General features: G+C 55.7%; 9 protein-coding genes and 1 pseudogene. 5 read left to right on the top strand and 5 right to left on the bottom strand.

Annotation, left to right across the window (positions count from 1 at the left end; genetic code table 11):
* The first annotated feature begins 79 nt into the window (after positions 1 to 79).
* From hemH to ACQ3G7_RS05755, 4 genes and pseudogenes are all read left to right on the top strand, one after another.
* Positions 80 to 1,042, top strand: a complete 963-nt coding sequence (gene hemH, locus ACQ3G7_RS05770) for a ferrochelatase (protein WP_430889162.1) — start codon at positions 80 to 82, stop codon at positions 1,040 to 1,042.
* Positions 1,043 to 1,106: 64 nt separating this feature from the next.
* On the top strand, positions 1,107 to 2,411 hold the full coding sequence (locus ACQ3G7_RS05765; RefSeq protein WP_263097747.1) for an inosine/guanosine kinase: 1,305 nt from the start codon (positions 1,107 to 1,109) through the stop codon (positions 2,409 to 2,411).
* 146 nt (positions 2,412 to 2,557) lie between these two features.
* Complete coding sequence (locus ACQ3G7_RS05760) at positions 2,558 to 2,806, top strand: helix-turn-helix domain-containing protein (RefSeq protein ID WP_430889161.1); 249 nt, start codon at positions 2,558 to 2,560, stop codon at positions 2,804 to 2,806.
* A pseudogene (locus ACQ3G7_RS05755) lies at positions 2,807 to 4,121 on the top strand (type II toxin-antitoxin system HipA family toxin).
* A gap of 32 nt (positions 4,122 to 4,153) precedes the next feature.
* Here the strand turns inward: ACQ3G7_RS05755 and ybaL are convergent.
* Entirely contained in the window at positions 4,154 to 5,830 is a 1,677-nt protein-coding gene (gene ybaL, locus ACQ3G7_RS05750) for a YbaL family putative K(+) efflux transporter (RefSeq protein ID WP_263097746.1), read from the bottom strand.
* Between the two features lie 227 nt (positions 5,831 to 6,057).
* Positions 6,058 to 7,257: an MFS transporter gene (locus ACQ3G7_RS05745; RefSeq protein WP_263097745.1), complete on the bottom strand. Its 1,200-nt coding sequence runs from the start codon at positions 7,255 to 7,257 to the stop codon at positions 6,058 to 6,060.
* A gap of 175 nt (positions 7,258 to 7,432) precedes the next feature.
* Here ACQ3G7_RS05745 and ushA point away from each other — a divergent pair, with 175 nt between their 5' ends.
* Positions 7,433 to 9,085, top strand: coding sequence for a bifunctional UDP-sugar hydrolase/5'-nucleotidase UshA (gene ushA, locus ACQ3G7_RS05740; RefSeq protein WP_430889160.1), 1,653 nt, complete (start codon positions 7,433 to 7,435; stop codon positions 9,083 to 9,085).
* Between the two features lie 7 nt (positions 9,086 to 9,092).
* On the opposite strand, the gene ybaK is transcribed toward ushA, so the two are convergent.
* The 3 genes from ybaK to copA form a co-directional block, all read right to left on the bottom strand.
* Complete coding sequence (gene ybaK, locus ACQ3G7_RS05735; protein ID WP_263097743.1) at positions 9,093 to 9,572, bottom strand: Cys-tRNA(Pro)/Cys-tRNA(Cys) deacylase YbaK; 480 nt, start codon at positions 9,570 to 9,572, stop codon at positions 9,093 to 9,095.
* A gap of 78 nt (positions 9,573 to 9,650) precedes the next feature.
* Positions 9,651 to 10,460: a TraB/GumN family protein gene (locus ACQ3G7_RS05730; RefSeq protein ID WP_430889159.1), complete on the bottom strand. Its 810-nt coding sequence runs from the start codon at positions 10,458 to 10,460 to the stop codon at positions 9,651 to 9,653.
* Between the two features lie 83 nt (positions 10,461 to 10,543).
* Positions 10,544 to 13,042, bottom strand: coding sequence for a copper-exporting P-type ATPase CopA (gene copA, locus ACQ3G7_RS05725; protein WP_430889158.1), 2,499 nt, complete (start codon positions 13,040 to 13,042; stop codon positions 10,544 to 10,546).
* Positions 13,043 to 13,061 lie beyond the last annotated feature (19 nt).

Raw genomic sequence — 13,061 nt, 5'->3', positions numbered from 1 at the left:
TCAACAATCACTGCAATTGGTTCCGTTTGCGCGCGTTTCGGCTACAATTATCAACCCGTTAAATGGTTAAGAGGCGCGAATGAGTCAGGCGAAAACGGGCATTTTGTTGGCCAATCTTGGCACCCCCGATGCACCTACCCCCGAAGCAGTTAAACGCTATCTGCGACAATTTCTGAGCGACAGACGCGTTGTTGATACTCCGCGATTGTTGTGGTGGCCGCTGCTGCGCGGCGTGATCCTGCCCCTTCGTTCACCTCGCGTGGCAAAACTTTATCGCTCCATCTGGATGGAAGACGGTTCGCCGCTGATGGTCTACAGCCGCAGGCAGCAACAGGCGCTGGCGGCCCGGCTACCGGATGTGCCAGTGGTGCTCGGCATGAGCTACGGTTCTCCTTCACTGGAGAGCGCAGTCGATGAGTTGCTGGCGCAGGACGTTGACCATATCGTGGTGCTGTCGCTCTATCCGCAATACTCCTGCTCCACCGTCGCGGCGGTCTGGGATGAACTGGCGCGTATCCTGGCGAAAAAACGCCATATTCCCGGCGTCTCCTTTATTCGCGATTACGCGGATGATGCGGACTACATTACGGCGCTGGCAAACAGCGTTCGCGCTTCTTTTGCGCAACATGGCGAGCCGGATTTGCTGCTGCTCTCTTATCACGGCATTCCTCAACGTTATGCCGCCGAAGGGGATGATTACCCGCAGCGCTGTCGCGATACCACCCGCGAGCTGGTTTCCGCGCTCGACTTGCCGCCGGAAAAAGTGATGATGACGTTCCAGTCCCGCTTTGGTCGCGAACCCTGGTTAACCCCCTATACCGATGAAACGCTGAAAATGCTCGGTGAGAAAGGCGTGAAGCATATTCAGGTGATGTCACCAGGCTTTGCCTCCGACTGCCTGGAGACGCTGGAAGAGATTGCGGTGCAAAACCGTGAATTTTTCCTCGAAGCGGGTGGGGAAAAATATGAGTACATTCCGGCGCTTAATGACACGTCGGATCATATCGAGATGATGGTGAATTTAACCGCGAAATATCGCTGATCGCGCGGCGGGCCGTGAGTGTGCTACCATTCACAGCCCGAATGTTGATCCCCTTATCGCAACCATGAAATTTCCCGGTAAACGTAAATCCAAACACTATTTCCCCGTCAACGCCCGCGATCCGTTATTGCAGCAAATCCAGCCTGAGAGCGAAGTCAGCACCTGCTGGGTGGTCGGCATTGACCAGACGTTGGTGGATATTGAGGCAAAGGTGGATGATGCGTTTATTACGCGTTATGGCCTGAGCGCCGGGCATTCGCTGGTGATCGCGGATGATGTCGCCGAAGCGCTGTATCAGGAACTGGTGCGTGAAAACCTGATCACCCATCAGTTTGCTGGCGGCACCATCGGCAACACCATGCACAACTACTCTGTGCTGGCGGATGACCGCTCGGTACTGCTTGGTGTGATGTGTGAAAACGTGAAGATTGGCAGCTACGCCTATCGTTACCTGTGCAACACCTCCAGCCGTACCGATCTGAACTATCTGCAAGGGGTGGACGGCGCGATTGGCCGTTGTTTCACCCTGATTAACGACAGCGGCGAGCGTACGTTTGCGATAAGCCCTGGCCAGATGAATCAACTGCGTGCCGACAGTATCCCGGAAGAGGTGATTGCAGGGGCTTCTGCACTGGTACTCTCTTCTTACCTGGTACGTTGCAACCCCGGTGAACCGATGCCGGAGGCAACCCTGCAGGCGGTGGCGTACGCCAAAAAGCATAATGTTCCGGTGGTGCTGACGCTGGGTACCAAATATGTGATTGCTGATAACCCGCAGTGGTGGCGCGATTTCCTCAAAGAGAACGTCTCAATTCTGGCGATGAACGAAGAGGAGGGGCATGCCCTGACGGGCGAGAGCGATCCGTTGCTGGCCTCTGATAAAGCGCTGGATTGGGTTGATTTGGTGCTTTGCACCGCCGGGCCTGTCGGCTTGTATATGGCAGGCTTTACGGAAGACGACGCGAAGCGTAAAACGCAGCATCCGTTGTTACCGGGCGCGATTGCCGAATTCAACCAGTTTGAGTTCAGCCGCGCGCTGCGCCACAAAGATTGTGAACACCCGCTGCGTATCTATTCGCACATTGCGCCCTATATGGGCGGCCCGGAAAAAATCATGAATACCAACGGTGCAGGCGATGGCGCACTGGCCGCGTTGCTGCATGATATCACCGCCAATAATTACCACCGTGCCAACGTTCCCAACTCCAGTAAGCACAAATTCAACTGGCTGACCTATTCGTCGCTGGCGCAGGTCTGTAAATACGCCAATCGCGTCAGTTACCAGGTGCTGAACCAGCATTCACCGCGCTTAACGCGTGGGCTGCCGGAGCGGGAAGACAGCCTCGAAGAGGCGTACTGGGAACGTTAATTTTCCGACAGTGATTTGATGAAAACCGGTAAAGCGCTGCTTACCGGTTTTTTTATGCGCTGATGGGCATAAATTTGAGTTTATGCGCTAGTGCGAATAATATTGATTCTATGCGCGAGTGCCCATAAAAGTAGATGGTGGAAATCATGAAAATAACCTCTCCTGAACAGTTAGCTATTTTTCTGAAAGATGTCCGGAAAACAAAAAAATTACCGCAGGAGCTGCTGGCCGAGAAGGTCGGGTTGCGGCAGGAAACCATCTCGAAATTTGAAAATAGCCCGGCGAAAACCCAGATTGACACGCTTTTTAAAATTCTGTCGGCGATGAATATGGAGCTCCATCTGGAGACCAGAGGCGAAAAAACGCTGCAGCAGGACTGGAAGGAGGAGTGGTAAATGAGAGGTTTGTCTGTGTACATGAATGGCTATCTGGTTGGGTCATTAGTACAACAAAATAGCGGCGCGAATACCTTTCAATACCATCAGGCGTGGCTGAATAGGGTAGGGGCTCGCCCTGTCTCGCTCTCCATGCCGTTACGTGCGGCGGAATACTCTGGCGAAGTGGTGTTTAATTACTTCGACAATCTGTTACCCGATAGCCGCGACATTCGGGAGCGTATCGCCAGCCGTTACCAGACTAAATCTCTGCAACCTTTTGATTTATTGTACGAAATAGGGCGGGACTGTGTTGGTGCGTTAATTTTGCAGCCGCCTGAAGAGGCTATCCAGAATATTGAGCAGATCACCGGTGAGCCTTTGGATAACGTTCAACTGGGCGATGTACTGACCGGCTATATGAGTACATCCCGACTCGTGCAACAGCAGCAACGAGATTTTCGTATTTCAATCGCAGGTGCGCAGGAGAAAACCGCGCTGCTCCGTTATCAGGACTGCTGGCAAATCCCGACAGGCCTTACGCCTACCACGCATATTTTTAAACTGCCGGTTGGCGAGATTCAGGGCCACAGTTATAAGCTGGATCTCCGCGAGAGTTGCGAGAATGAGTGGCTGAGTATGCTGTTGGCTCGTCTGTACGGTGTTGAAACGCCTGACTGTGAAATCATTACCACGCCACAAACCACAGCGCTGGCGGTGACACGCCTTTGATCGTCGGTTTGTCAGCGACCACCGCTGGATTGCGCGGCTGCCGCAAGAAGATCTCTGCCAGGCGATGGGTTATCCCTCAACGAAAAAATATGAGAGCGACAGCGGACCTGGCATTGTTGATATTATGCATTTTTTACTGGGATCGGATGAGGCGGAGCAGGATCGAGAAAACTTTATGCGATCGCATATTTTATTTTGGCTGCTGGCGGCAAGCGATGGTCATGCGAAGAATTATTCCGTTGCAATAATGCCCGGTGGTGGATATCGGCTTACGCCACTCTACGATATTTTGTCCTGTTACCCATTAATGGGCGGACAAGGGCTGGCGCGGCAAGATATCAAAATGGCGATGGCACTGCATTCAACGGGAAAAGGCGGAAAGAAGTACGACTGGAATATGATTTATCCGCGTCATTTTCTGGCGACGGCCAAAAAATGCGGATTCAGCGAGGAACGCATGGCGGCGTTGTTAGCCGAGTTTCATGATAAAACCCCACAGGTGCTTAGCGAAGCGCAGCGCCTGCTCCCGGCGGGATTCCCTGCGCACATCAGCGAGGCGATCCTTAACGGCGTCGGGCAGGCTGCCCAACGGCTGAGGCAATAAAGAAGCAGGCTATGCGCCTGCTTCTTTGCTTCTTAACCTGTGACCGCCTCTTCGACCAGCGGTTTCTCCAGCAGCGTATACATGGTGTTAGCGATCTCGCGTTCGCCCATCACCACCTGGTTTGCGCCGCGCTCGGTGATGTAATCCACCTCATCGTCATAATGTGCGCGGGCAATAATCTCAATGTGCGGGCATTTTTCACGGGCGCTGGCGACAATCTCTCCTGCCTCATACCCGTTGGGGATGGTCAGCAGCAGCCAGCGCGCGCAATCCAGATGCGCCAGGTTCATAATTTCTTCGTTGGCGGCATTACCCAACACCGCGCGGATGCCGCGCTCTCGCAGTTCATCCACACGGGTTCGCGAGGTTTCAATCACCACCAGCGGGATCCCCTGCGCCATCAGTTTTTCACCCAGCAGGCTGCCCACGCGGCCGAAACCAACCAGTAACGCGTGATTGCAGATGTCCACCGGGATCTGTTTCTCTTCTTCAATCGCTTCTTCAAGCGTTTGTTCTTCCAGCGTCTCGGTCTTATCGAGGTATTTCTCCAGCGTCGCAAATAGCACCGGGTTGAGCATAATCGACAGGATCGCCCCCGCCAGCACCAGGTTTTGCCCCGCCTGCGGCAGTAGATCCAGCGCCATTCCCAGCCCGGCAAGAATAAAGGCAAACTCACCGATTTGCGCAAGACTGGCGGCGATGGTCAGCGCGGTGCGCGGCGAGTGGCCGAACAAACGCACCAGGAAGAAGGCGGCAACGGATTTACCGAAAATGATAATCGCCAGCGTACCCAGCACCGCCAGCGGTTGCTCAATCAGGATCAGCGGATCGAACAACATGCCGACGGAGACAAAGAACAGCACCGCGAAAGCATCCCGCAGCGGCAACGTATCGTGCGCGGCGCGGTGGCTCAGTTCTGATTCGTTCAGCACCATCCCGGCGAAAAAGGCGCCGAGCGCAAAAGAGACATCAAACAGTTCGACAGCGCCAAACGCAATGCCTAACGCCAGCGCCAGCACGGAAAGGGTAAACAGTTCGCGGGAACCTGTAGCCGCGCTGCGCGCCATAATCCACGGCACCAGACGGCGGCCGACCAGCATCATAATGGCAATAAACGCCACCACTTTGCCGATGGTAATGCCCATATCCACGGCCAGCGACGCCAGCCCGACATCGCCTTTTTCCGTCATGCCTGCGATGGCGGGCAGCAGCACCAGCGTTAACACCATCACCAGGTCTTCAACAATCAGCCAGCCGATGGCGATTTGCCCGCGCTGGCTATCAATAAGTTGACGCTCCTCAAGCGCGCGCAGCAGCACCACGGTACTGGCGGTGGAGAGACATAGCCCAAACACAATTCCGGTCATTAACGACCAGCCAAGCGTTGCGGAAAGCGCCATACCCAGAAGCGTGGCGACGGCAATTTGCGCGATCGCTCCGGGAATGGCGATGGACTTTACCGCCATCAGATCCTTCAGTGAGAAATGCAGGCCGACGCCAAACATCAGTAATATCACGCCCAGTTCAGCCAGTTCCGGCGCCAGTTGCGTATCCGCCACAAAACCCGGCGTAAAAGGACCGGACAGCACACCCGCAAGTAAATAGCCCACCAGCGGCGAAATACGCAGTTTGTTGGCAAGCATGCCGAGAATAAAAGCGAGCACAAGGCCGCCGACAATGGTGGTGATAAGCGGGGTGGCGTGATGCATTCCGTCTCCTTTCGTTGATGCGGGGATCCCAGGGCGATAAGGCGTAACTGCGTTACAGTTTATGACAATTTTGACCAGTATGTTTATGAATAATTGTTGAATTATGAAGAAAATGGCAATTTGGGCGAAATAAATTGCCAACCGGGTCTTCCGTAACAGAAATCGTGCGCCAGCGGCATGCCAGCAAGAAGGTGTGCGGCCAAAGAGATATTTTGGCCGCGAGGAAATCAGGCTTCGGGGCGGTTATCGGGCAGGAATATCGTCAGGATCCCCAGCAATGGGAGGAAAGCACATATTTTATAGACCAGATCGATACTGGTGTGATCGGCAATCAGCCCCAGCACCGCTGCACCAAGGCCTCCCATGCCGAAGGCAAAGCCAAAAAACAGACCGGAAACCATACCGATACGGCCCGGCAGCAGCTCCTGTGCATAGACCAGAATGGCCGAAAACGCGGATGCGAGAACAAAACCAATAATCACCGTCAAAACGCCGGTCCAGAATAGCGTTGCGTAGGGTAAAACGAGGGTAAACGGCGCTACGCCGAGGATAGAGCCCCAAATCACATATTTTCGCCCAATTTTGTCACCCAGTGGCCCGCCAACCACGGTTCCTGCTGCGACCGCAAAGAGAAAAATAAACAGGTGCATCTGGGCGTTTTGCACTGACAAGTCGAACTTATGCATCAGATAAAAGGTGAAATAGCTGCTGATGCTCGCCATATAGAAGTATTTCGAAAAAATCAGGATCAGTAATACGCAAACCGCCAGCACCACTTTGTTGCGCGGCAGCGGATTCATCACTGAAACGGATTTTTTGCCTTTATTGACCCGATGTTGCGCGGCATACCAGCGACTGACCTGCAACAACACAATAATCGCCAGCAGCGCAGCAAGGACAAACCAGGCGACATTGCCTTTACCGTACGGGGCAATGATCACCGCCGCCAGCAATGGGCCGAGGGAGCTGCCAAAATTACCCCCCACCTGAAAAATGGATTGCGCCAGACCGTGACGCCCGCCAGACGCCATGCGCGCCACGCGGGAGGACTCCGGGTGGAAGACCGATGAGCCCGTTCCCACCAGCGCGGCGGCGATCAAAACCGTACCGAAGCTACCCGCCAGCGCCAGCAACACCAGCCCGCTAAGGGTAAAGCACATACCGATGGGCAGCGACCACGGCATCGGGTGCTTATCGGTCCAGTAGCCCACCACCGGCTGTAACAGCGAGGAGGCGACCTGGAAGGTCAGCGTGATCAGGCCGATCTGCACAAACGACAACGAGAAATCAGCCTGTAACAACGGATAAATGGCCAGCAGCAGGGACTGGATCATATCGTTGAGCAGATGCGAAAGACTGATTGCGCCAAGAATACCGAACGATGTACGCGCGGCAGGGGGTGTCTGCTGCGTTTCACTTATTGCCATAAATACCACGTATGTTGATGAGAAGGGGCGGAGAGCGTCAGAACGGTAAATCGTTATCTGGCTAACATACCTGTGCTTAAGGTTTGAAGGAAGTCGCAATGCTGAAAACGTATTTGTCTATTATCCTTAAGCGCTGTAATTTCTCAGTTTTATTAATGGGGTCAGGGAGAGAAGCATGAAATTGATAAAGAAGAGTATGGCGCTGGCGATGCTGGCGGCGATGGGGCTGGCAAGCTGGCAGGTACAGGCTTACGAGCAGGATAAAACCTATAACGTCACCATTCTGCATACCAACGATCATCATGGTCACTTCTGGCGCAGCGATTACGGCGAATATGGACTGTCGGCGCAAAAAACGCTGGTGGACGGCATCCGTAAAGAAGTGGCTGCGCAAGGCGGTAGCGTATTGCTGTTGTCCGGTGGCGACATTAATACGGGGGTTCCGGAGTCCGATTTACAGGATGCAGAGCCAGATTTTCGCGGCATGAATCTGATCGGCTACGACGCAATGGCGGTTGGTAACCATGAGTTTGATAACCCGCTTAGCGTGCTGCGTCAGCAGGAAAAGTGGGCCAAATTCCCGTTCCTCTCCGCCAATATTTACCAGAAAAGCACCGGTGAACGGCTGTTTAAACCGTGGATGATCTTCAATCGCCAGGGCCTGAAAATTGCGGTGATCGGCCTGACAACCGACGATACCGCGAAAATCGGCAATCCGGAGTTTTTCACCGATATTGAATTCCGCAAACCCGCGGATGAAGCCAAACTGGTGATTGATGAGCTGAAGCAGAATGAAAAACCGGATGTGATCGTTGCCACCACCCATATGGGGCATTACGACAACGGTGAACACGGCTCCAATGCGCCGGGCGATGTTGAAATGGCGCGCAGCCTGCCGAAAGGGGCGCTGGCAATGATTGTGGGTGGTCACTCACAAGATCCGGTGTGTATGGCCTCGGAAAATAAAAAGCAGGTCGATTATGTGCCGGGTACGCCATGTGCGCCGGATCAGCAAAATGGCATCTGGATTGTGCAGGCGCATGAGTGGGGCAAATATGTGGGCCGCGCCGACTTCCAGTTCCGTAATGGCGAGATGAAACTGGTGCGCTACCAGCTTATCCCGGTCAACCTGAAGAAGAAGGTGACCTACGATAACGGTCAGAGTGAGCGCGTACTCTACACCCCGGAAATTGCAGAAAACGCGCAAATGCTCTCTTTGCTGACGCCGTTCCAGAACAAAGGCAAAGCGCAGCTGGAGGTCAAAATCGGCAACACTAACGGTCACCTGGAAGGCGATCGCAGCAAAGTGCGTTTCGTGCAAACCAATCTGGCGCGCGTGATCCTGGCGGCACAAATGGCTCGCACTAACGCCGACCTGGCGGTGATGAGCGGTGGCGGCGTTCGTGACTCCATTGAAGCAGGCGACATCACTTATAAAGATGTGCTGAAAGTGCAGCCCTTTGGCAACACGCTGGTGTATGTCGATCTCGACGGTAAAGCGTTGACCGACTACCTGACGGCAGTGGCGCAGAAAAAACCGGACTCCGGGGCGTATCCGCAGTTCGCTAACGTCAGCTTTGTGGCGAAAAACGGCAAACTGAGTGATGTGAAAATCAAAGGCGAACCGATTGATATGGCGAAAACCTACCGCCTGGCGACCCTGAGCTTTAACGCCACCGGTGGTGATGGCTATCCGCGCCTCGACGATAAAACCGGTTATGTGAATACCGGCTTTATTGATGCCGAAGCGCTGAAGGAGTACATCCAGAAAAATTCACCGCTGGATGTGAATGCTTACGAACCGAAAGGCGAGGTGAGCTGGCAGTAACCCGGCGTCAATCGCGGCGGGCGATATCGGCAAATTTTGCGTCCAGTATGTTTGCCAGATCGCTCGCCGCGAGTTCAATATCCAGCCCCCGTTTGCCACCGGAAACATAAATCGAGGCAAACTCTTGCGCAGGCGCGTCAATCAGCGTCGGCAGTCGTTTTTTCTGCCCCAGCGGGCTAATGCCACCCACCAGATAGCCGGTCGTGCGTTGCGCCACCATTGGGTCAGCCATATCCACTTTTTTTGCGCCGAGCGCTTTGGCGACCTTTTTCAGATCCAGTTGCCCGGCGACGGGCGTCACCGCCACCGCCAGATGTTTCATGTCGCCATTGATCGCCACCAGTAGCGTTTTGTAGACCTGGTCAGCATTCAGTCCCAGTTTACGCACCACTTCGTCGCCAAAATTGGTTTCATTGGGGTCGTGATCGTACGTGTGCACCTGAAAAGAGACGTTGTTTTTTTCGAGTAATTTCACGGCGGGAGTCATAGCAATCCTTCTTACCACAGTAATCTGACGCGACCAGCATACGCCTTTGTTGGCGCATGAAAATAGTACCATCTTGCGCTATTGCGCCATTCTCTGTCGCAGCAGTAAGGGTAAATTGCCGTCGCCGTACAAATGCAGCGCCCCGGCGGCAACGACGTAGCGCCCCGGAGGCAGGGCAAACAGCCGCTCGCACCATGCCTGATTGCGCTGCTGCATCAGCACTTCATGCAGCGGCTGGCTAAACGTACCCGGCAGTTCCATCTCGTTTTCCGCTGGCGGGTGTTCCAGCCACCAGCTCATCATGACCTGCAATAAGCGCGCATTATCATGCCAGTGGGTGAGCGTATCCTGTAGCAGCTCATTGCCGTCATCCGGTAATGCACGCAGGAGGTCAAGCTGGCTGGTGGTGCCCTCCAGTTCGAGGATCCTGACCTGGTATTGTTGCGCTGCGCGCAATAACTGGTAATCGATGCCGTACTCCGGGCGTAACCCCAGACGTTGAGCTTGCGTTGCCTGCAGTACCAGCGCGATATGCCAGGCCGGGCGATGTTCAAACTCCTCCCGCGATAGCGATAAGGTTTGCAGCGTCTTATCCAGTTCCTCCTGCAAGGCTGGGGTAAGGCGTTGTTCAAGGGGGGCGACAGGGGGGAGATTATCGAAAGGGGAATCGGAACCCGCGACATCGGCTTCCACAATCAGCGCATCGGCCTCGCGCAATTTTTGCAGCAGGGCATCTGGCAGGGGCGACATACCCTGCGTCCCCATATGGATGCTGCCGACCAGATGCAATAACCGATTACCGGGCAGCGTAATATCCTGTGCGGGCCAGCGATAACGGCGCACCAGCAGCGCACGAAAAAACTTTTTCAAGCGTTGAAACAGGGCCATACGCGCTTCCTGAAAAGAAAACGCCATGCTAACGCGCAGCGCAGGAAGGTGTAAACCCCGCCGGTGACCGACGGGGGGAAAGGTTATTGGCGCGGTTTGAAGCGCAGCAGGCGGTTGGCGTTGCTCACCACGGTAATGGAGGAGAGCGCCATTGCTGCACCCGCTACCACCGGGTTGAGTAACGTGCCGGTCAGCGGCCAGAGAATGCCTGCCGCCACCGGAATACCCAGCGAGTTATAAATAAACGCCCCCAGCAGGTTCTGCTTCATATTGCGCAGCGTCGCTTTGGCTATCGCCAGCGCATCCGCAACGCCCAGCAGACTGTGGCGCATCAACGTGATCGCCGCCGTCTCAATCGCCACATCGCTACCGCCGCCCATGGCGATGCCGACATCCGCCTGCGCCAGCGCCGGGGCATCGTTGATACCGTCACCAATCATCGCCACCTGGCGACCCTGCTGTTGCAGGTTTTTAATGGCGTCGGCTTTGCCGTCCGGCAATACACCGGCAATCACTTCATCAATGCCTGCTTCCTGAGCAATGGCTTTTGCCGTCGTGGGGTTGTCGCCAGTGAGCATCACCAGTCGGTACCCGGCGCGGTGCAAACGTTGCAGCGCTTCAACACTGTCTTCGCGTAGCGGATCGCGAATGGCAAACAGCGCCACAGCTTCGCCGTCGACCGCCAGCAGCACGGGTGTTGCGCCGCGGCTGGCTTGTTCGGCTATCTCAGCCTCTAGCGCGTGCGTATCAACGTTCTGTTCGGTCAGTAGCGCCTGATTACCCAGCAAAACATTGCGCCCGTCTGTCAGACCGCTGACGCCCAGACCGCGCAGTGTGCGGAACTGGTTAACCTGCGGGAGCGTTTCGGCGGCGGCTTTGTCCAGGATTGCCCGCGCCAGCGGGTGGCTGGAACCCTGTTCCAGTGCAGCCGCCAGACGCAGCGCATCGCTTTCATCGCCGTGAAGTGTTTTGATGCTTACCACTTCAGGTTTGCCGAGGGTCAGCGTGCCCGTTTTATCAAACACCAGCGTATCCAGCGTACTGGCGCGTTGCAGCGCATCCGCATCACGGACCAGGACGCCAAACTCCGCAGCGCGACCGACGCCGGAGATAATCGACATCGGCGTCGCCAGTCCCAGCGCACATGGGCAGGCGATGATCAGCACGGTGGTGGCGATCACCAGCGTATAGACAATTTGCGGCGCCGGGCCGAAGAAAAACCAGATGGCGCCGCTCAACAGTGCGATTGCCACTACCACCGGTACAAACACGGCGGAGATGCGGTCGGCAAGTTGGCCAATTTCAGGTTTGCTGCTTTGCGCCTGGCGCACCATGCGGATAATGCGCGACAGGGTGGTATGGCTCCCTACGGCGCTGGCGGTAAACAAGACGCTGCCGTCTTGCACCACGGTTCCGGCATGAATGGTGTCGCCATCGCCTTTTTCCTGCGGGATCGGTTCGCCGGTGAGCATCGCTTCATCGAACCAGGCCTCACCCTGGCTGATTTCACCGTCCACCGGAACCCGATCGCCGGTCGTCAGACGCAACGTCATCCCCGGCTGCACCTCGGCCAGCGGTACGCTTTTCTCACCGTCTGCGGTCACGACCCGCGCCGTTGGCGGGGTTAAGTCCAGCAAGCGTTCCAGCGCTTTTGATGAGCGCTGGCGTGCACGCGCCTCCAGCATATGGCCGAGATTAATCAGGCCGATGATCATCGCGCTGGCTTCGTAATAGAGATGGCGCGCTTCCATCGGGAACCACTGGGGCCATATGTTGACGCTCATCGAGTAGAGCCAGGCGGCGCCCGTGCCGAGTGCCACCAGCGTATCCATGGTGGCGCTGCCGTTACGCAGGCTTTTCCATGCGCTGGTGTAAAAATGGCCGCCCGCCACCACCATAACGGCGAGGGTGATAAGACCGATAACCAGCCACAGCGAGCGGTTGGCGTCGGTCACCATCATATTGTCGCCCAGCATGCCCCATACCATGATCGGCACGCCAACCAGCAAGGCGACAATGGCCTGCCAGCGAAAGCGTTTCAGGGTGGCGAGGGCGGTTTCTTGCTGGCGTTCACGCCGTTTAATGTCGTCTTCAATGGCTTCTGCGCCGTAGCCGGCCTGCTCTACGGCGTTGACTAACTCTGCGGCGGGCGCACTGCCCATGACCAGCGCGGTGCGCTCCGCCAGGTTAACCCGTGCCTGCGTGACGCCGGGAACCGCCTGCAAGGCTTTTTGCACCCGGGAGACGCAACTGGCGCAGCTCATGCCGTTGATCAACAGTTGTTGGCTGTCGTCAACGTCATCGGCTGCCGGAAGCTCAGAAGTGGCCGCTGTCAGTGCTTCCGACGGGAGTGATGACTCTGCCAGCGGTTTAGCCTTTGGGTGGCTTACGCTCGCACCGTAGCCGGCTTCCTGCACGGTGGCGATTAACGCGTCAGCGCTGGCGCTGCCGGTCACTTCCGCACGTTCAATGGTAACGTCTGCATGTTCGACGTCCGGGCGTTTTTCCAGACTCTCTTTCACGCGTTTAACGCAATGGCCGCAGGAGAGGCCATCAAGGGTTAGCTCTATAGTATGAGACATACTCAATCTCCTTAATGAT

This window comes from Kosakonia sp. N21 (assembly GCF_050587465.1).
Classification (GTDB): domain Bacteria; phylum Pseudomonadota; class Gammaproteobacteria; order Enterobacterales; family Enterobacteriaceae.
Note: the sequence above shows the minus strand (reverse complement) of the source record. Positions and strands in the feature narration are given on the sequence as shown.

Excerpts from the sequence above, each read along its gene's own strand:
- hemH (WP_430889162.1), top strand. The coding sequence starts at position 80 with ATGAGTCAGGCGAAAACGGGCATTTTGTTGGCCAATCTTGGCACCCCC.
- ACQ3G7_RS05765 (WP_263097747.1), top strand. The coding sequence starts at position 1,107 with ATGAAATTTCCCGGTAAACGTAAATCCAAACACTATTTCCCCGTCAAC.
- ACQ3G7_RS05760 (WP_430889161.1), top strand. The coding sequence starts at position 2,558 with ATGAAAATAACCTCTCCTGAACAGTTAGCTATTTTTCTGAAAGATGTC.
- ybaL (WP_263097746.1), bottom strand. The coding sequence starts at position 5,830 with ATGCATCACGCCACCCCGCTTATCACCACCATTGTCGGCGGCCTTGTG.
- ACQ3G7_RS05745 (WP_263097745.1), bottom strand. The coding sequence starts at position 7,257 with ATGGCAATAAGTGAAACGCAGCAGACACCCCCTGCCGCGCGTACATCG.
- ushA (WP_430889160.1), top strand. The coding sequence starts at position 7,433 with ATGAAATTGATAAAGAAGAGTATGGCGCTGGCGATGCTGGCGGCGATG.
- ybaK (WP_263097743.1), bottom strand. The coding sequence starts at position 9,572 with ATGACTCCCGCCGTGAAATTACTCGAAAAAAACAACGTCTCTTTTCAG.
- ACQ3G7_RS05730 (WP_430889159.1), bottom strand. The coding sequence starts at position 10,460 with ATGGCCCTGTTTCAACGCTTGAAAAAGTTTTTTCGTGCGCTGCTGGTG.
- copA (WP_430889158.1), bottom strand. The coding sequence starts at position 13,042 with ATGTCTCATACTATAGAGCTAACCCTTGATGGCCTCTCCTGCGGCCAT.